The 17,988-nt window shown below is 57.9% G+C and carries 21 protein-coding genes; 15 read left to right on the forward strand and 6 right to left on the reverse strand.

The genetic code is table 11. The features are described from left to right. Positions 1-24: 24 nt before the first annotated feature. The 15 genes from DESPR_RS11190 to DESPR_RS11260 all read left to right on the forward strand — a co-directional run bounded on the left by DESPR_RS11190 (position 25) and on the right by DESPR_RS11260 (position 10,922). Positions 25-759, forward strand: a complete 735-nt coding sequence (locus tag DESPR_RS11190) for a FliA/WhiG family RNA polymerase sigma factor (protein WP_015724925.1) — start codon at positions 25-27, stop codon at positions 757-759. 21 nt (positions 760-780) lie between these two features. After that, positions 781-1,194 (forward strand): hypothetical protein, encoded by a 414-nt coding sequence (locus DESPR_RS11195; protein WP_015724926.1) that lies wholly within the window; start codon positions 781-783, stop codon positions 1,192-1,194. Positions 1,195-1,306: 112 nt separating this feature from the next. Continuing rightward, a complete protein-coding gene (flgF, locus tag DESPR_RS11200) occupies positions 1,307-2,041 on the forward strand; it encodes a flagellar basal-body rod protein FlgF (protein ID WP_015724927.1) in 735 nt (244 codons plus the stop codon). A 52-nt stretch (positions 2,042-2,093) separates the two neighbouring features. Then, positions 2,094-2,876, forward strand: a complete 783-nt coding sequence (flgG, locus tag DESPR_RS11205) for a flagellar basal-body rod protein FlgG (RefSeq protein ID WP_015724928.1) — start codon at positions 2,094-2,096, stop codon at positions 2,874-2,876. A 4-nt stretch (positions 2,877-2,880) separates the two neighbouring features. Then, positions 2,881-3,831, forward strand: a complete 951-nt coding sequence (gene flgA / locus DESPR_RS11210) for a flagellar basal body P-ring formation chaperone FlgA (protein ID WP_043770012.1) — start codon at positions 2,881-2,883, stop codon at positions 3,829-3,831. A 2-nt stretch (positions 3,832-3,833) separates the two neighbouring features. After that, on the forward strand, positions 3,834-4,574 hold the full coding sequence (locus DESPR_RS11215) for a flagellar basal body L-ring protein FlgH (RefSeq protein WP_015724930.1): 741 nt from the start codon (positions 3,834-3,836) through the stop codon (positions 4,572-4,574). Positions 4,575-4,594: 20 nt separating this feature from the next. Then, positions 4,595-5,713, forward strand: a complete 1,119-nt coding sequence (locus DESPR_RS11220; protein WP_015724931.1) for a flagellar basal body P-ring protein FlgI — start codon at positions 4,595-4,597, stop codon at positions 5,711-5,713. Between the two features lie 31 nt (positions 5,714-5,744). Next, positions 5,745-6,056, forward strand: a complete 312-nt coding sequence (locus DESPR_RS11225; RefSeq protein ID WP_015724932.1) for a rod-binding protein — start codon at positions 5,745-5,747, stop codon at positions 6,054-6,056. Between the two features lie 148 nt (positions 6,057-6,204). After that, entirely contained in the window at positions 6,205-6,771 is a 567-nt protein-coding gene (locus DESPR_RS11230) for a hypothetical protein (RefSeq protein WP_015724933.1), read from the forward strand. 25 nt (positions 6,772-6,796) lie between these two features. Next, positions 6,797-7,084, forward strand: coding sequence for a flagellar biosynthesis anti-sigma factor FlgM (gene flgM / locus DESPR_RS11235; protein WP_015724934.1), 288 nt, complete (start codon positions 6,797-6,799; stop codon positions 7,082-7,084). A 4-nt stretch (positions 7,085-7,088) separates the two neighbouring features. Next, positions 7,089-7,442, forward strand: a complete 354-nt coding sequence (locus DESPR_RS11240) for a hypothetical protein (protein WP_015724935.1) — start codon at positions 7,089-7,091, stop codon at positions 7,440-7,442. 249 nt (positions 7,443-7,691) lie between these two features. Continuing rightward, a complete protein-coding gene (flgK, locus tag DESPR_RS11245) occupies positions 7,692-9,089 on the forward strand; it encodes a flagellar hook-associated protein FlgK (protein WP_015724936.1) in 1,398 nt (465 codons plus the stop codon). Between the two features lie 3 nt (positions 9,090-9,092). Continuing rightward, positions 9,093-10,061, forward strand: a complete 969-nt coding sequence (gene flgL / locus DESPR_RS11250; protein ID WP_015724937.1) for a flagellar hook-associated protein FlgL — start codon at positions 9,093-9,095, stop codon at positions 10,059-10,061. Positions 10,062-10,248: 187 nt separating this feature from the next. Beyond that, entirely contained in the window at positions 10,249-10,494 is a 246-nt protein-coding gene (gene csrA / locus DESPR_RS11255; protein ID WP_015724938.1) for a carbon storage regulator CsrA, read from the forward strand. After that, positions 10,491-10,922: a flagellar assembly protein FliW gene (locus DESPR_RS11260; RefSeq protein ID WP_015724939.1), complete on the forward strand. Its 432-nt coding sequence runs from the start codon at positions 10,491-10,493 to the stop codon at positions 10,920-10,922. Before csrA ends, DESPR_RS11260 begins: the two co-directional genes overlap by 4 nt. A gap of 103 nt (positions 10,923-11,025) precedes the next feature. Here DESPR_RS11260 and cysC read toward each other — a convergent pair whose 3' ends face one another. The 6 genes from cysC to DESPR_RS11290 all read right to left on the reverse strand — a co-directional run bounded on the left by cysC (position 11,026) and on the right by DESPR_RS11290 (position 17,926). Next, positions 11,026-11,694 carry an adenylyl-sulfate kinase gene (gene cysC, locus DESPR_RS11265; RefSeq protein WP_015724940.1) on the reverse strand — a complete coding sequence of 223 codons (669 nt, stop codon included), beginning with the start codon at positions 11,692-11,694 and terminating at the stop codon, positions 11,026-11,028. 72 nt (positions 11,695-11,766) lie between these two features. Next, on the reverse strand, positions 11,767-12,819 hold the full coding sequence (locus DESPR_RS11270; protein WP_169701596.1) for an HlyD family secretion protein: 1,053 nt from the start codon (positions 12,817-12,819) through the stop codon (positions 11,767-11,769). Positions 12,820-12,851: 32 nt separating this feature from the next. Continuing rightward, complete coding sequence (locus DESPR_RS11275) at positions 12,852-13,268, reverse strand: secondary thiamine-phosphate synthase enzyme YjbQ (RefSeq protein WP_015724942.1); 417 nt, start codon at positions 13,266-13,268, stop codon at positions 12,852-12,854. Between the two features lie 38 nt (positions 13,269-13,306). Continuing rightward, a complete protein-coding gene (locus DESPR_RS11280) occupies positions 13,307-14,371 on the reverse strand; it encodes an HD domain-containing phosphohydrolase (RefSeq protein ID WP_015724943.1) in 1,065 nt (354 codons plus the stop codon). After that, positions 14,368-16,278 (reverse strand): ATP-binding protein, encoded by a 1,911-nt coding sequence (locus tag DESPR_RS11285; RefSeq protein WP_015724944.1) that lies wholly within the window; start codon positions 16,276-16,278, stop codon positions 14,368-14,370. The genes DESPR_RS11280 and DESPR_RS11285 overlap by 4 nt, the downstream gene beginning before the upstream one ends. 253 nt (positions 16,279-16,531) lie before the next feature. After that, positions 16,532-17,926: a cobyrinic acid a,c-diamide synthase CobB gene (locus DESPR_RS11290; RefSeq protein WP_015724945.1), complete on the reverse strand. Its 1,395-nt coding sequence runs from the start codon at positions 17,924-17,926 to the stop codon at positions 16,532-16,534. Positions 17,927-17,988 lie beyond the last annotated feature (62 nt).

The following is a 17,988-nucleotide window of genomic DNA, read 5'->3' on the forward strand; positions in this document are numbered from 1 at the left end:
GTATCATAATCACGGATGATTACTATGTTCCCTCCGGTACCGCCTCTTGATGACCGCTCCCAGCTGATTCGGGAAAACATGCCGCTGGTCGAACTGGTTGTGCAGCGCATGACTCCCCAGGTGCCGAGCTTCATGACCAAGGAAGACATGATCAGCGCCGCCATGGTCGGATTGGTCGACGCCGCCAATAAATTCGATCCCACCAAGGGGGTCAAATTCAAGACCTTTGCCGAATACCGGGTGCGCGGCGCCATCTTTGACGAAATGCGCAAGCTCGACTGGTTCTCCCGTTCGATGCGCGACAAGCAAAACACCCTGACCCAGACCATGCTCCGCCTGGAACGGCAGCTGGGCCGCTCGCCGGAGGAAGAGGAAATGGCCCGCGAAATGGCTCTGAGCATCGACGAGTACCGCGACCTGCTTGCCGAAGTCAGCCACCTGGGCTGCGTCAGCCTGCACGAGACCCTCGATCACACCGAGGACGGGCGCAGCTTTCTCGACAGCCTGGAGGATATCGGCGGCCCCGTTCCGGACGATCTGCTGGAAAAGGAGGAGATGACCCGGGTCATGGCCGAGATTCTGGAAGAGCTCTCGGAAAAGGAACGGCTGGTCATCGCCCTGTACTACTACGAGGAACTGACCCAAAAAGAAATCGCCGAAGTGCTGAGCGTTTCCGAGGGCCGGGTATCGCAGCTGCACAGCCAGGCCCTGCTCAAGCTGCGGGTCAAACTGCTCAATTCCGAACTGTACGAACCCTGATCGCCACCTTTGAGGTTTCCCATGCCACTCTCCCTCCCCCTGATTCTCGGCCTCCTTGCAACCGCCTTGGCCCTTTGCCTGCTGGCTGCCCTGCTGGTCCTGCACCGGGACAAGAGCGAGCGACTCAGGGCCCGCAAACGGATAGAGGCGCTGCAACAAAAAATAGAAGCCGCCCTGCACGACGAGGGGTTTGACGCCGAACGGCTCGCCTTCGGCACTGCCCTCAAGGCGGCCAGCCTGACCACCGAGTTGCAGCGTCCGCGCCTGGACACTCTGGCCAAACTCGACAAGCGGCCGCCGGAAAAGTATCGGATCCTCAGCAAACTGGCCTCGCAGGGCTTGGAGGTGGAGGAGATCGCGGCCATTCTTGGCATCTCGAGCGTCGAAGCCGGCCAGCTGCTCAGCCTGAGCGCCATGGCCAAGTACGGTCGCTGAACACCGGGAAGGCTGAAAGCGCCTGACCGCCGGTTCATTTCACCGTTAAGATTGCGGCCAGCACAACCGACAAGAAAACCAGCCACCTTCTCCTCACGACAAGGGCACAACCATGGGATCAGGAAAATACAGCGCGCTGAGCGGCGCGGTTGCCAGGGAACAGGCGATGAGCAACGTCGCCGCCAATCTGGCCAATGTCAGCACCACGGGCTTCAAAAAGGACCGGATCAGCTTTGCGGCCATCCTGCGGGGTGCCCAGCAGGCGTCCGATGCGCGGGGAATCAATTTTGCGCGCATCCGCAAGATCGGTGTCGATTTCAGCCAGGGCGGCATGCAGCCCACTGATCGGCCGCTGGATGTGGCCATTGACGGACCAGGGTTTTTCAAGGTGCGCAAGGGCGGGGAAACATTCTACACCCGATCGGGACGGCTGATGCTCGACGACAACGGCATGGTAAAAACCGAGGACGGCCTCAATGTGCTGGGAGCGGGCAACGAACCGCTGCAAATCGATACCGCCTTGGGCAAGGATATCGTCATCGCCGAATCCGGAGACATCTCCGTCGCCGGCACCCTGACCGGCAACAGGATTCAGGTCTTTGCCGTCCCGGATCAGGACAAATTGAAAAAGGCGGGCAACGCCCTTTACGCGCTCGAGGAAGGCGGTGATCAACCTTTGGCCGATTATCGGGTGCTCCAGGGCAGTCTTGAAACCTCCAACGTCAACATGATCGAGGAAATGACCGCCATGGTCGACACCCAGAGAACCTTTGAAGCCCACCTCAAGGCCCTGGAAAGCTATTCCAAGCTTGGGGAAAAACAGGATGAACTGGGTTCGGTCAGCTAATGGCCGCGCCTGGTTGCGATATAAAAACTAGCTCTGCACGCGAGGCACACCCATGCGCTCACTCTGGACATCAACCACCGGCATGTCGGCCCAGAATCTCAATATGGACGTCATTGCCAACAACCTGGCCAACGTATCGACCACCGGATTCAAAAAGAGCCGCGCCGATTTTCAGGATCTGCTCTACCAGATCATGAAGGTACCCGGTTCGCCGACTTCGGCCGACACCAGGTCGCCCACCGGCATTCAGGTGGGTCTGGGCGTCAAACCTGCCGCGGTGACCAAGGTGTTCACCGAAGGCGATATTGTCCAGACCGAGAATACCCTGGACGTGGCCATCGAGGGCCCGGGATTTTTTCAGGTGACCCTGCCCGACGGCAACATTGCCTACACCCGGGCGGGGAATCTCAAACTCGACGGCGAAGGACGATTAACCACCTCGGACGGCTTTCCGATCGAACCGGAAATCGTCATCCCCGAGGATGCCCGCGAGGTGACCATCAGCCAAACGGGGGTGGTCAGCGCCATTGTCGGTGATGACACCACCTCCACCGAACTGGGCAACGTCGACCTGGTGGATTTTGTCAACGATGCCGGCCTGATCGCCATCGGGCGCAATCTCTTTCGCGAAACCGAGGCGTCGGGCGCTCCCTTGATCGGCGCTCCGGGAACCAACGGCATCGGCACCCTGTTGCAAGGATATGTGGAAAATTCCAACGTCAACCTGGTCGAGGAGATGACCCACATGATCACCACCCAACGGGCTTTTGAAATCAACTCCAATGTGATCACGACCTCGGACGAAATGATGCAAACCGTCACAAACATGGTGTAACGGATTGAAATTTGCGCTCTTCCTTTTCTGCATCGTTGCATTGGCCCGGCCAGCTGCGCTGTTCGCGCAGCTCACGGTCAATTTTCAACCGGCTGTCACCATCACCGGATCCCGGATCGTGCTTGGCGACATTGCGGTGATCGGACCGGCGGGCGAGGAAGCCGAGGCCATCGGCCAACTGCCGGTGGCGGTGTCGCCCGCGCCAGGCAAAACAAAAGAGCTGTATACGGTTTCGGTGATCAATTCCCTGCGCAACCGGCAGGAAGTGGCCGAGGTCGACTGGCAGGGCAGCCAGACGATCGTGGTCCGGCGTCAGGGCACGTTCATCAATCGGGACCAGTTGCAGGCAATTATTGATCAGTATCTCAAGGAAAACAGCGGCCGGCTGGCCGGAACCAATATCCGGTTCACCGCCATGCGGGCCCCCGAAGAACTGACCCTGCCTGCCGGCAAGCTGAGCTGGACGGTCACGCCTTCCCGACCCGGCATCACGGGCAGCTCCAGTTTTTCCATCGCCTTTGCCGTTGACGACAAGCCGGCCACCACCTGTGTTGTCCGCGGCCGGCTGGAGGCCGTCGCCGAAGTGGTGACCGCCGCGGTTCGCCTGAACAAGGGCGATGTGATCAACGACAGCAACATCGCGGTCATGCAACAAGACATCGGCGGCCTCAATCACCCGTACACCAGCAAAGAGCAACTCATCGGCATGCAGGTGGCGCGCACGGTCAACGCCGGGACCGTGCTGGAACAAGCGCACATTGCCGCGCCGCCCATCGTCAAGGACGGAGAGATGGTCAAGATTTTTGCCCGCAAAGGCGCCCTGCAACTGTCCACCAGCGGCCTGGCCAAAACGGATGGACGGTTGGGGGAAATCATCCAGGTCAAGAACATCGGTTCCAATAAACTGATTCACTGCCGGGTCGACGGTCCCGGCATGGTTTCCGTGGAGTTTTAATCATGCAACCATCCCTTATGCCCGCCCTGCATATCCGACTGCAGCGCAATTACACCGCCCGCATGGCCATGGTGCTCTTGCTGGCGGCGACCTTGGTGACAGCCGGCTGCGGTTCGACTTCACAAGAAGTATCGCCCGTGACGGAACCGCTCGAGGAACCGGTGGTGGACGATGCCAGACCGCAATCTCCCGGCACCTTATGGAATGGCGACGAGGGAAACTGGCTGGCTGATGTCAAGGCCCGCCGGGTCGGCGACATCGTCACCGTGATTATTGAAGAAGAGGCCAAGGCCTCCAAGGAAGCGACCACCGACACCGACCGTTCATCCAGCATTTCCGCCGGTATCTCCAGTTTTTTTGGACTGGAGAAATCGTTGGAAGAAAAAAACAGCAACCTCGAAACCTCCGCCTTGGTGGAAGCGTCGTCGGGCAATCAATTTTCCGGCGGCGGTAAGACCACCCGTTCGGAGAATTTGGTGGCCACCCTGACCACCCAGGTGGTCGAGGTCTATCCCAACGGCAACCTTAAAATCCGGGGCGGAAAATCGGTGACGGTCAACAACGAAAATCAGATCATCTACCTGACCGGCATTGTCCGCTCGTACGACGTGACCGCCGACAACACGGTCAATTCCGGCAACATTCTCAACGCCCAAATCTCCTACACCGGCAAAGGCGCTGTTTCCGACAAACAGAAACCTGGCTGGATGATGCGTATTTTTGACCATACCTGGCCGTTTTAACGACCATGGAGGGCATTGCCATGACCCCGCGAATTTATCGCCTCGGCCTTTCCGTCCTGCTGACCGTTTTCTGCATCGCAGCGGATGCCTCCGCAACCCGCATCAAGGACCTGGCGGATATCGAAGGCGTGCGCGACAATCAGCTGATGGGATACGGCCTGGTGATCGGCCTCAACGGCACCGGTGACGACATCAAGAAATCGGTGTTCACCAAGCAGGCCATGATCAACATGATCAAACGCATGGGCATGGCCATCCCCGAGGATGTGTTCAAACAGATGAAAACCGACAACGTGGCCGCGGTCATGGTCACCGCCCAGCTGCCGCCCTTTGCCCGGCCTGGTTCCGCCATCGACATCCAGGTTTCTTCCATCGGCGACGCCTCCAGCCTTTCCGGGGGCACGCTGCTTATGACCCCGTTGAAAGGCCCGGACGGCAATACCTATGCCGTGGCCCAAGGGCCGTTGGCGGTCGGCGGCATCGCTTTTGGCGGCAAGGCGGCCAAAGCGCAGAAGAATTTCCCCACGTCCGGCCACCTCACCGGCGGGGCGATTGTCGAGCGGGCGGTCAATTATGCTTTGCCTCCCTCCGGCGACCTGTTGTACCAGCTCCGCGACACCGATTTCACCACCGCCTCCCGCATGGCCGAGGCCATAAACGCCCATTTTGGCAGCGGGACGGCCAAACCCATGGATTCCCGCACGGTCAAGGTCACCAAACCGTCGCGTGTCAAGGGAGATGTCGTGAGCTTTATCTCGGATCTGGAGAGCATCGAAATCGAGCCGGACCGACCGGCAAAGATCGTGGTCAACGAACGAACCGGCACGATCGTCATGGGGCAGGATGTCCGTATTTCCACGGTGGCGGTTTCGCACGGCAACCTCAATCTGGTGATCTCCGAAGCCACGGAAGTGTCCCAACCCAACCCGCTGGCCGCCGGCACCACCGTGGCGGCCCCGGCAACGACCATCACCGCGACCGAAGAGGCGGGCAATCTGGTTGTCCTGCCGATGGGCGTCAATCTGGGTGAAATCGCCAGGGCGCTCAACGCCATCGGCGCCACCCCCCGTGATCTGATCGCCATTTTTCAGGCCATCAAGGCCGCCGGCGCCCTCCAGGGCGAACTGGTCATCTTATAACGCATTGTGCACAGCCTTTGAGCGTATCTCCATGAAAACAGGTCTTGACGCGAACCCTCTCCTCGCCGTTCCCCAATCTCCGGAAACGCAGCATGCACTCAAGGATCGACAGGCGCTGAAAAAATCCTGCCAGGATTTTGAGGCGATCTTCATCCAATCCCTATTCAAGGCCATGCGCAAGACCGTCCCTGACAACGGCTTGTTTCCACGGGACTCCTCCAGCCGTATGTATCAGGACATGATCGATCAGGAAATCGCCACCAATATCGCCCGGAAACAGAGTATCGGCCTGGCGGATCAAATGTATCGCCAGATGGAAAAAAAACTGCCCCCTGAAAAATAGCCGGTGCCTAGACAATTTTTTCTCATGGCGCCGTGTGTTTTTTTGTAAAGTTTTTCCCCGCCGAGTCCGATATACAAACTAACAGGAAGAAAAATGCCTGTGAGCTTGGGCCAGGATGGCCCATAATGGACTGCATGGAGGCAGAAAAATGGTACAAACAATCAATCAGAACCAGATGCACGGCACGCTTGCGACCTACCAGAGCGCAAGCATCGACATATCCAGGGTGGCCACCACCAGCATCGACGGCACCAAGGCGAGTACCACGGATACGCTTAACCTGCGACGCGAATCAACCGCTGCCGTTACCTATACCCAATCCATGCAGCTGACTGCCGCTGACGAATCCCGATACGGGATGTTGCGGGATTTGGTGGCCAACCTGCTGCAGGAACAGGGCGTCAACACCAAGATTGCTGTTGGCAACAGCGAAATCGATATTGCGGCCGTCACTCCCGAAGAAGCGCAGGAACTCATCAGCGAAGATGGCTACTTCGGAGTGAAGCAGACATCGGAACGGATTTTCCAATTCGCCATCGGTGTTGCCGGAGGCGACGCGACACGCATCGATGCCATCAAGCAGGGGATTGACAAGGGATTTGCCGAAGCGAAAAAGGCTTTTGGCGACTGGTTGCCCGACATCTCCTACGAAACCTACGATGCGGTGATGCAAAAACTCGATGACTGGGCGGCAGAATCAAAGGCTGTGGCTTGATATCTTTTCTTTATAGGTGAACGAGATGACCGTGGAATTTTTTGGAGTACGCAACATGGGGCAGATAGGCGGTCTCAATAAGTTAGGCCCAGCCGGTGAAACGCAAAAAACCTCCAAATCCGAAGGCAAGGGAAATGTGTCCTTCTCGTCGGCCTTGCAGGGCGCGACGGCGACGCTTGCGACCGGCAAGGCCGAGGACGCGGAACGCGCCGCGCGGGTACAGGAACTGAAGGCCCAGGTGGCCAATGGCCAGTACGAGCCGGATCTGAACAAGGTGGCTTCCAGTCTGCTCAAGTTCCTGGTCGAGGGTTGAGAACATGGAACGTGAAACCGTGCGCGCCCTGCTGGTTCAGTTGCGCGAAACCATTCAAGCCGAGCGCGAGCATGCCAAAATGTTGGACCTGGCCTCGATGATGGCCGATATCCGGCGCAAGGAGGCGATCATTCTCGCGCTCAACGGCGTAGACACTCTCCACCCCGATGACCAACAGGTTGCCCGGGAGATTCAGCGGGAAAACCGGCGCAACGCCTTCCTCTTCCGCGCGACCCTCAACTGGATCCAGGACACCATGGAATTCTTTGGCCGCAAGTCGGTTCCAGTCACCTACAATCCTTATGGGCGTTCGCAGAATTCCACCATCAACGGCCGTCTGCTTTCCGGCAGAATCTGAGCGCCCACTTTCCAGCACCGCCGTCTCCTCTCTGTTCCTCCATCGCCCGCCGCTGGGCGACACTTCTGAATTTTTCATTCAAATCAAAATATTACGGCATTTTCTCCGCTCGAGCTAAACTCATTTCCCCCTCGTGCCGATAGTAATATAACGTAACAATTTGTTGCCAAGAATAGACGATCCTCGCTCCGGGGCAACAACGCGCTCCTAGCCCGATCGCCCTCGATTCGTCAGAGAAACCACAGTGCCATGACCAGCCTTCTCAACGCATTGAATGCCGGCAAAACCAGCCTGCTGACCAATCAGAAATCCATCGAGATCGTCGGCAACAACATCGCCAACGTCAACACCGAGGGCTATTCCCGGCAGCGCGCCGAGTTGATGCAGATCCCGGCGGTCAACTTCGGTGATTTTTTTGTTGGCCAAGGGGTGACCGTTTCCAATGTCAGCCGGGATTACAGTGTGTTCATCAACCGGCAGCTGCAAGAGAAGTCGATTGAATATGGCGAGGAAACAGGAAAATCCGATTCGCTCGCCGAACTGGAGCGCATCTTCAACGTCACCGAGGACAATCTTGCCTCGGATATCAACGATTTCTTTGACGCCTGGCAGGAGCTGACCGCCAACCCGAGCGGCCAAGTGGAACGGGATGTGGTGATCCAACGGGGCAACCTGTTGGGAGAGGCTTTCCGCAGCATCACCGACGAGTTGGACACCGTTGAGCAAAACATGAACACCGCGATCATCGCCGAGGTTGAATACCTCAATGAAAAAATAGCGGAAATCGCCAAACTGAATGATCGGATCAATCTGGTCGAAATCTCCGGTCAAACGGCCAACGCCGCCCGCGATCAACGCGATCTGATCATCAAGGATCTTTCGCAAACCCTTGGCATCCAAACCTATACCGACAATCGCGGGATGCTGTGCGTACAGCTGCCGGGCGGCATGCCGCTGGTCCAGGGCACCATGGCCTCGACCGTCAAGACGGTCACCGTGGGAACGGATGTCAATCTGCAGCTGGAAACCGTTGGCGTGACCCTCGACATCGGTTTGAACAATCTTGGCGGTAAATTCAAAGGGATGTTCGAGATGCGCGATGTCTTTATCGACAACCTGCGCAGCGATCTCAACACCCTGGCCATAGACCTGACCAGCGCAGTCAACGCGGAACATGTGACCGGATATGGTTCAAACGGCCTGAGCGGCTATCTCTTCTTCAATGATATCAGCGCGCTTCCTCCCGGAGAGATTGCCAGCCGCAATGTTCTCGTCGCCATTACCGACACCACCCAGGTGGCCGCCGCGGGCAACCCCTCGGCCGCGCCCGGAGACAATGAAACCGCGCTGCGCATCGCCCAACTGGAAGTAACCCACAAGGTTGGCACGACCAACGACACCTTTGACAATTTCTTCAGCCAGATGGTGGCCACGGTGGGGATCGAGGCGGCACGCAACGATTTGGCCCTCCAAGGGGCTCAAGACGCGGCAGTGCAACTGCAAAACCTCCGCGACGGCTATTCCGGAGTCTCCCTGGAAGAAGAAATGATCGATCTCATCCAATATCAGCGCGGGTTTGAATCCTCGGCCAAGTTTCTCGCCACGGTCGATGAAATGATGAATGCACTCCTTCAGCTCAAGGGATAAGTCATGAAAGCCACACAGGGAACGACCTATCGGATGCTGGGTTCTCGTCTCAACACGGTTGCCACGCAGCTGGAAGAACTGCGCAGCATTGGGGCCACCGGAAAGAAGCTCAACAACCCCTCGGACGATCCAGCCTCGATCCGCCCGGTGCTCAACACCCGCAAGCAGCTCTCCAATGTTGACCGCTACCTCGAAACCATGGGCAAGTCCCTGGACACCATGCAGGCCACCGACGGCCATCTTGAGCATGTGGAAAATATCATGCAGCGGGCCAAGGAAATCATGACCAATGCCATCAACGGCTCTCTCAACGATGCCGATCGATCGGTGCTGGCCGATGAAATCGCCCAGATCCGCAAGGAACTGCTCGACGCGGCCAACGGCATGGTGGGCGGCAAATACCTCTTTGCCGGCTATGAGGAAGATACTGTTCCCTTTGTGACCAATCCGGCCTACGACCCGGCCCTGTACGACCCAACCGATTCAACCACCTGGCCCTACCTTTATCAGGGGGATGAAAATTCCACCTCGCTGGAAATCACCACCGGCGAACTCATCCAGGTGAACCTGACCGGCAACGATCTTTTTTTCGGGACCTCAAGCTGGGACCCGGCAAATCCCAACAGCATCGAACCCGGCCGGTACGATCTGTTTGCCGAACTCACCCAAGCCGAGGAAGCCATCCGCGCCAACGATCAGACTGCCATGCAGACCAGTCTCGCCGATCTGGAAGGGGCAGCCGAACAGAATCGGCGGTTGCGTTCCCAACTCGGCAATCGGGCCAGCCGGGTCGAAACCGCGATGGACTATCAGGAAGGCGTGCGGGTGGATCTCAAACAAATCCTTTCCCGCTACGAGGATGCCGATGCCATCGAGTCCTTCAATGCCATCGTCCAGCAGGAAACCGCTTTCCAGGCGGCGCTCAACGTCACCGCCAAGGTTTCGCAACTGTCCATCCTCGATTTCATCTAGGCACGCCAACCGATTCAAACTGCTTGCCTTTTTCCTCGTTTTACACGATACTGCCCCTCAAGAATCGTTGTTGCCACCCGGTGATCGCTGTTGGATTCCAACCGGACGATCGCCTGTGGCAACCTCTTCTTCTCTGTCCCTTTTCTCTTTTTTTCGGGCCTGTCCCGAATTGTTTACAGGTGCGATTATGCTGGTGCTGACCAGAAAACCCGGTGAAGGCATTATCATCGGGGACAATATTACCATCAAGATCATTGAGATGAAAAGCGGTGGCATTCGCATCGGCATCGAAGCGCCGCGCGACACCAAGATTTACCGTCAGGAAGTCTTTGACCGCATCCGTCAGGAAAACATTGAAGCAGCGGCCGGTTGGGATATGACCGACCTGGATATCCTCAGTGACAAGCTCGCAGGAAGGACGTTGAAAAAATGAAAACCATCATCACCCGTTTTGGCGAGGTTGAATACGACCCATCTCATGTCATTCATTTCCCGGAAGGATTGATCGGCCTTGATCAGTTGAAGCGTTTTCTTGTGATGCCCAATAAAAAGCAAGGCCCGCTGTTCTGGATCCAATGCGTCGACGATCCGGCTTTTGCCTTTGTGGTGACCGACCCAACCAATTTCTTTCTCGACTATGTTGTCCTGCCCGATGAAAACGAGCGGCAAAAACTCGGTATCGACGAAAACGGCACCTGTTTTGTCTTGGCGATCGTCTCTGTTTCCGAGACCAAAGAGATCACCCTCAATCTTTCCGGTCCGATTCTCTATGCTCCGGAAACCAACAGAGGACTCCAGGTTATTCTTGAGGATCCCCGATACGACACCAGAACGCCCCTGCCCAAAATAGACAAACGCTAATTCGCTGGCTTCTTTCTTGTTTTTCCTGGCCTCCGGACGAAAAATCGTCTGGAGGCTTTTTTTATCGCTGTCCCGGCGTGCCGTCCACTCTGGGTGACCGGGATCAACACCCTGGTTGTTGGCCGATGATCCCGCGCTGCCGGAGGAAAGCCATGATCGCATCGGCAAGAACATCCGGAGGGGTTTCAGCGGCTGACAAAATCACTTCTGGAGACAAGGGGGGTTCATACGGATCATCGACTCCGGTGAACCCAGGGAGTTTGCCTGCCCTGGCCTGCTTGTACAGGCCTTTTGGGTCTCTGGCTTCGCATACTGCCATGGGGGTGTCGACAAACACCTCGATGAATTCTCCCGGAAGAAGCGTGTCGCGCACACGGTCCCGGTCGATCCGATAGGGGCTTATGAATGCGGTAATGGCAATGATGCCGGTCTGGGAAAACAACCTGGCCACCGCCCCTATCCGCCGAATATTTTCCTCACGGTCGATGGCGGAAAAACCCAGACCGAACCGCTGGGCGAAATCATCACCATGGGTCTCCCGGAGCAGTTGTTTGGTCGCGTTCAGTCCATGCCGGACATTGTCGCCGTCCAACACCGTGGAATGGATGCCGGCCTGATGGAGCTTGTGGTCAAGCGTGTTGGCGATGGTGCTTTTCCCCGAGGCGCTCAAGCCGGTCAGCCAAATCACGCACCCCTTGTGCCCATTCAAGAGTTCGCGCTGGCCGCGTGAAACCATCTGCTCATGCCAGAAGACTGCTGCTTCGTTGTCCATCCTTTTTCCTCCAAAAGAAGTCATTCCCGCGAAAAAAAGGGACCCCTCTCGGCACAAAACACTCAAGCCGGCTCACTCACACCTTGGTGAACCGCCTCCGTGCACGGCGGCATTCGCGGGGTCGATGATGACCGTAACCGGCATGCCCAGGCGTAATTCCTGGTCCGGGTCGCAGGCAAAGATACGGGCGCGGTAGACCAATTTGGTGCGCAATTCGGTGGTTTCCACGGTCTTGGGGGTAAATTCGGCGGTGGACGAAATAAAACCGACCCAGCCCTTGTAGATCTTTTTCGGTTGACTGTCAGTCTGCACCTGCGCCGGCATGCCTTCGCGGATTTTGCCTAGATCTGGCTCGCTGATATAGGCCCGAATCCAGAGCGGATCGTTGAGCGCCAAGGTCAAGACCGGTGCGCCGGCCGCAGCCATGGCACCGGGTTCGAGGATGCGGTTGCGGATCACTCCGTCGGCCGAGGCCAGCAGGCGGCTGTCGACCAACCGCTGCTGGGCCAGCTCTCGCGCCGACTGGAGCGCGGTCAGGGTCGCCTCGGCAGCGGCGATATCTTCCCTGCGCGGTCCCTCAATGGTCAGCGACAGTTCTTGCTCGGCGGTCTTCAGCCCGGCCTGCAGCGTCTGCACTCGCGCCTTGGCACTGTCGATCTCCTGCTGAGAAATGCGGTTGGTGACCAGCAGTGACTGTTTACGGGCAAGGATCAATTCCGCTTCCCTGAGAGTGGCCCTCGCCGATTCCACGGCAGCGCGGGCCTTTCCGATTTCCTGCGGCCGGCTGCCGGTTCGCAGCCGCTCCAACTGGCGGGTTTGCGCCTCCACCTCTCCCTTCAGGCGGTCGACCTCCATCCGAAACCGGGCAGGATCAAGCTCCGCCACCACCTGCCCTTTCTTGACTAGGGCCCCTTCGTCCACGTGCAGGTGAAGGATCCGCCCCGCATCCTGAAACGCCAGCTGCACCTCGCGAATATCGACATTGCCGTACAAGGTCAGCGGACCGTTGCCCTGCTCCTCTCCCTGATCCGAACAGGCACTGGCACCGAGCAGGCAGCAACACACAAGTCCAAGCAGGAGGAAGCGATATGGCGAGGCGATGGACAGTGGTGCTCGTCGCTTCATCTGGGCCATGCAATCAACAATTTGTTTCGCCGTCATTCGCCAATGATCTTGACCAGCACCCGTTTCTTGCGCCGGCCGTCGAATTCCCCGTAGAAGATCTGCTCCCAGGTGCCGAAATGGAGTTTGCCCTCGGTGATCGCCACGACCACCTCCCTCCCCATGATCTGCCGTTTCAGATGGGCATCGGCATTGTCCTCGTAGCCGTTGTGGCGGTACTGGTTGACCGGTTCATGGGGAGCGAGCCGTTCCAGCCACTGTTCATAATCGTCATGCAGCCCCGGCTCATCGTCATTGATGAACACCGAAGCGGTGATGTGCATGGCGTTGCACAACAGCAACCCCTCGCAAATACCGCTTTCCGCCACGCATTTTTCCACGTCTGGGGTAATGTTGATCAAGGCGCGTCGGGTGGGGACATGAAACCAGAGTTCTTTATGATAACTTTTCATGTGTCGTCTTTGCCAAAGGGAAAAAGCGACCGGTCCGGTCAGTCGACGTTATTGGCCGCAATGCGGCTGAAGTGAGGTTCGACCTGGAGAAAGGCCTCAATCAAGATCGGGTCGAAGTGAGTGCCTTTCCCCTCGATCATGATCCGCATGGCCTCGTCATGGGTCATGGAATTCTTGTACACCCGTTTGGAAATCAGGGCATCGTAGACATCGGCAATGGCCATGATCCGGCCGGCCAGAGGGATAGCCTCGCCGGCGAGTCCGCGCGGATAGCCGCTGCCGTCATACTTTTCATGGTGACTGCCGGCGATCTCCTTGGCGCAGCTAAGAAAGGAGGTCGGCTGGCCGGCCATCTGCTCCAGATTGGCTATGACCTCCTCGCCGAACAAGGTGTGCATCTTCATCTCTTCAAACTCTTCCGGCGTGAGCTTGCCCGGTTTGAGCAGAATCGAATCACGGATGGCCACCTTGCCGATATCGTGCAACGGAGCGGATTTCCACAACAGAACATTGTATTCGGGGGTGAGTTGATCACAAAAATGGCCACGATTGACCAAGGTATCGGCCAACAGCTGCACATAGGCGCGGGTCCGATGGATATGGCTGCCGGTTTCCGGGTCGCGATACTCAGCCAGTTCGCCCATGGCCTCGATGATCACATCCTTGAGCAGTTCGGCCTCCTGGGTCCGCTCTTCCACCAACCGTTCGAGATTGCTGCGGTAGGCATGCAGTTCCAGATGGTTGCGTACCCGGGAACGGAGTTCCACTCCCTTGAAAGGTTTGGTGATGTAATCGACACCGCCAAGATTGAACCCCTGGACCACGTCCTCGGATTCGGCCCGAGCAGTCAGAAAGATCACCGGAATGGATCGGGTCGCCGTGTTCTGATTGAGCATCTCCACGGTCTTGAAGCCGCTCATGCCCGGCATCATCACATCCATCAGGATCAATTCCGGCTGGGTGGCGGCGATCCGTTCCAGGGCCTGCTCGCCCGATGTGGCGTAGGCAAAGTCGCAGTTGAGTTCCTTCAGATGGGACATGGCGATCTGAATGTTCTCCGGGACATCGTCGACGATGAAGATGAGAGGCTTTTTTCGGTTCATGAGGTCTTGCCGTTCACAATCCTGGACAATTTGGCAAGCAGACGATCAACCCCCAGGATATTGGGTTCATTGGCAAACTGCTGCAAGTCCCTGCCCAGCGCGATCAGCATGGGTTGTCGCGCCGTTTCGCCCTGCCGCTGAAGGGCCTCGCCCAGGGTGGCGGCATCGACCAGGCTGCCGGATCGAACGGCCTGATGGCGCAACCGTTCCAGGTCGTCGCTCCACTGCTCGGTCATGCTGGCAAGAAAGGCCTGCTCGTCGGCATCATGGCTGTCCGTCTCCAGAGAGGCATCGGCACGTTCCCCCGGCTGGGCGTAGCGGGCGACGATTTCCTTCAAGGCGTCCAGGCGGAAGGGCTTTTGCAGAAAATCATCGAACAGCGGTTTGTACTCGTCTTCTTCCAGCATCTCACCGGTCATGACCACGATCGGGACAGCGCTGGTTTGGGCATGTTGGCGTAACTGTTCGGTGATGCTCCGACCGTCCATTCCGTTGAGGTTGAGATCCATGAAAATCATTCCCGGATGCTCGGACCGGGCGAGCGCCAACGCCTCTTCACCGTTGGTGGCCGTGACCACGTTGTAGGGAGAGTCCTGAAAGAAATCGATGAATACATCCTTGATCAGATCGACGTCATCGACCACCAGGATGGTGGTTTTTTGTTGGTCGGCTCGGGGGGTTCGTTCACAAACCTGCTGCTCGACCGGCCCATGTTCGGCCAGGGGAATAGCGCCCAGCGACACGGTGAAACGCGCGCCCTCCCCCTCCTTGCTCAACAGGTCAATCCGGCCGCCCATCATGGTCACCAACCGGCTGCACAGGGTCAGACCCAGGCCCACGCCGCCATACCGCTTGGCAATGGTATCTTCCCGTTGACGGAACAATTCAAAGATCTTTTGCTGATCTGCCGCCGGGATGCCTATGCCGCTATCCTGGATCGTGAACGACAGATCGTAACAACCGGCTTGCGCCTTCGATGCCGACCCGTCGACCGTCAGTTCCACCTGTCCTTCTGAGGTGAATTTGATCGCATTGCTGATCAGATTCTGCAGCACTTGTTTCAACCGCGTTCCATCTAAAATAAAATTCTGCGGGACATGGCCGGCAATCCGACTGATGAGCACAATTCCCTTTTCCTCGGCCTGATCCTTGAACAGACTTTCGACTTCCCGAATCAGGGTGGGGAGGCGAATCGAACTGGTCATGATCTGCAACCGACCGGAATCGATCTTGGACAGCTCCATGATATCGTTGAAAATAGCAACCAGCGCCATGCTGCTCTTGTGGATGATGGCGACAAAACGCTTTTCCTTTGGCCCCAGCAGCGTCGAATTGGCCAGCATCTCGGTATAGCCGATGATGGCGTTCATCGGCGTGCGTACCTCGTGGTTGATGTTGGCAATGAATTCGCTCTTCATCCGGTTGGCCGATTCCTCCGCCTGCGACAGGGCAACGGCCACATCTCCCGGTTGCATTCGGAGCGTCGGAGGCTGTCCATACCACAGGCCAAATTGCTGATCGGCGAGGGAAACAAGCGTGAGCGTGCCGCCAAAATTGGCGGAATTGACGTGCGGTTCGCAACGGCCTGTTTCCTCTGAGGCAAGCACGACCCGCTCGGACGATTGGAGGGCGGCGACCAGCGGATGGTTTGCCAGCTGCGGTTCCAGGTCCAGCAGACTGCAACCGATCAACGGTTCCCGGTCGTAGGTGTCAAGGGCACATTCGTTCGTTTCGACTATGTGCAACTCCTGGTCGATGCGCACAATGGGCACGGGGGCCTGCTCAATGATCCGGCGCGCGAACCGCAGTTGGTCAAGTGCGGCCTTTTTTTCATTGTCGCCGCGACGCCACTGCCGCCAGAGCCACCCGGCGGCAATCGAAACAAGCAAGACAACAAACAGGGGCACGACGGCTGCGGAAGAGAGGGGACTATTTTGGGCCGCGAGAACGGCACGCGGCGCAAGACAAGCAACACAACCAATGACCAACAGGCATTTCTTCACAATGACGACAATCCGTTTGCAAAAAAGGGAATAAGTTACGCTATTATATAGTTGGGCGTGAGGGATGTCAAAAGCAGCCTATGCCGTTCCCTTTTTCGATACACCAAGAACTCTGCGCGATATTCGAGCGATCCTCTGGCATCGGGCAACACGCCCTTCACCCCTCGGCGCCGCCTGCCACGGTCAGCCCGGCGTGGTGGCGGGCTGCGGCAATGAAGCCTTCGACCCATTGGGGCGTGCCCGAGGCCATCACATGGGTGTAGAGGGCGAGCACATTGTTTTTCACCAGCCCGTCTCGGCCGCCGGCAAAACCGGTGCCGCGTTCCATGTTCAGCACCAGACTGTCGCTTTCCCCATCCCATTGATGTACCCGCGAATAGCGGAACTCATGCCCCTTGATCCGGGTGCCGACAGGGTAAAACCTGTTGTCCTTTTCCACTCTGAAGGTCGAATAGCCGTGGGCCTGGGGTTTGGCGGCCAAGGTGAAGGTCACGGGAAAGACGCCGGCCAACGGAAATTCGCGGCCATCGAGGATGATCGAACGGCCGAGAAAGATCAACCCGCCACATTCGGCATACACCGGCAGGCCGCCGTCGATCCTTTCGCGGACCGATTGGCGAAAACTCGCGTTGTCGGCCAGCTGCTGGGCGCTGGTTTCGGGAAAACCGCCGCCGATGTACAGGCCATCGAGTTCCGGCGGCAGCGCCTTGGACTGCAGGGCGTCGATCATCACCAGCCGTGCCCCGGCCTGTTGCAGCGCCTCTAAATTTTCCTGGTAATAAAACTGAAAAGCGGCATCGCGGAGCACACCGATGGTCACCAGCGGTTGTGCCGGCGCCGCGACCTTGGGTGGCAGGGGCACCACTCCCCGCATCTGGGCGGCAATGGCGTCGAGATCGAAATGGGTTTCCGCCAAGGCGGCCAGATTGTCCACTGCCTCGGCCGCAGCCGCATATTCCTGGTGGGGCGTGACCCCAAGGTGACGCATGGGAAAGACATCCTGCTTGAGCCGGGGCATGATCCCCAGCACCGGCAGATCGGTATACTGTTCCATGGACTGGCGGATGATCGACTCGTGCCGGGAATTGGCGATCTGGTTGAGAATCACCCCGGCAAAGCGGATACGCGGGTCAAAGGCTTGGCAGCCGAGCACCAGCGCGGCCACGGTACGGGTGGTCTTGGAACAGTTGACCACCAGCAGGACCGGCAGGTCGAGCAGTTGGGCCAGTTCGGCGGTGGAAAATTCACCTGCGGCGTTGACACCGTCAAAAATCCCCCGGTTCCCCTCGACCACCGCATAGGCGCTGCCGTGGAGGTGCCGCTGGAAGGTGGAGACAATGGCTTCCGGCGACATCAGATAAGGGTCGAGGTTATAGCAGGGCTGACCAGCAGCCTTGCTCATCCAGCCGGCATCGATGTAATCCGGCCCCTTCTTGAACGCGGCCACGCCTTTGCCCCGATTGCGCAGGGCGGCGATCAGGGCCACCGAAACCACCGATTTTCCCGAACCGCCGCTGAGCCCCGCCAGCACCACACTTTTTACTTTGTCCAAACCGTTGTTTCCTTCTCTGCCGCGTTTAGTGCGTTACATATTGAAAAATAATAATCCGGGCG

The sequence above is a fragment of the Desulfobulbus propionicus DSM 2032 genome, assembly GCF_000186885.1.
GTDB lineage: Bacteria > Desulfobacterota > Desulfobulbia > Desulfobulbales > Desulfobulbaceae > Desulfobulbus > Desulfobulbus propionicus.

Coding starts and splice junctions, on each gene's coding strand:
- DESPR_RS11260 (WP_015724939.1), top strand. CDS start 10,491: ATGAAAACCATCATCACCCGTTTTGGCGAGGTTGAATACGACCCATCT.
- DESPR_RS11270 (WP_169701596.1), bottom strand. CDS start 12,819: ATGAAGCGACGAGCACCACTGTCCATCGCCTCGCCATATCGCTTCCTC.
- cysC (WP_015724940.1), bottom strand. CDS start 11,694: ATGGACAACGAAGCAGCAGTCTTCTGGCATGAGCAGATGGTTTCACGC.
- DESPR_RS11220 (WP_015724931.1), top strand. CDS start 4,595: ATGACCCCGCGAATTTATCGCCTCGGCCTTTCCGTCCTGCTGACCGTT.
- flgF (WP_015724927.1), top strand. CDS start 1,307: ATGGGATCAGGAAAATACAGCGCGCTGAGCGGCGCGGTTGCCAGGGAA.
- flgG (WP_015724928.1), top strand. CDS start 2,094: ATGCGCTCACTCTGGACATCAACCACCGGCATGTCGGCCCAGAATCTC.
- DESPR_RS11225 (WP_015724932.1), top strand. CDS start 5,745: ATGAAAACAGGTCTTGACGCGAACCCTCTCCTCGCCGTTCCCCAATCT.
- flgL (WP_015724937.1), top strand. CDS start 9,093: ATGAAAGCCACACAGGGAACGACCTATCGGATGCTGGGTTCTCGTCTC.
- DESPR_RS11240 (WP_015724935.1), top strand. CDS start 7,089: ATGGAACGTGAAACCGTGCGCGCCCTGCTGGTTCAGTTGCGCGAAACC.
- flgM (WP_015724934.1), top strand. CDS start 6,797: ATGACCGTGGAATTTTTTGGAGTACGCAACATGGGGCAGATAGGCGGT.
- DESPR_RS11215 (WP_015724930.1), top strand. CDS start 3,834: ATGCAACCATCCCTTATGCCCGCCCTGCATATCCGACTGCAGCGCAAT.
- flgK (WP_015724936.1), top strand. CDS start 7,692: ATGACCAGCCTTCTCAACGCATTGAATGCCGGCAAAACCAGCCTGCTG.
- DESPR_RS11230 (WP_015724933.1), top strand. CDS start 6,205: ATGGTACAAACAATCAATCAGAACCAGATGCACGGCACGCTTGCGACC.
- DESPR_RS11190 (WP_015724925.1), top strand. CDS start 25: ATGTTCCCTCCGGTACCGCCTCTTGATGACCGCTCCCAGCTGATTCGG.
- DESPR_RS11275 (WP_015724942.1), bottom strand. CDS start 13,268: ATGAAAAGTTATCATAAAGAACTCTGGTTTCATGTCCCCACCCGACGC.
- DESPR_RS11195 (WP_015724926.1), top strand. CDS start 781: ATGCCACTCTCCCTCCCCCTGATTCTCGGCCTCCTTGCAACCGCCTTG.
- csrA (WP_015724938.1), top strand. CDS start 10,249: ATGCTGGTGCTGACCAGAAAACCCGGTGAAGGCATTATCATCGGGGAC.
- DESPR_RS11280 (WP_015724943.1), bottom strand. CDS start 14,371: ATGAACCGAAAAAAGCCTCTCATCTTCATCGTCGACGATGTCCCGGAG.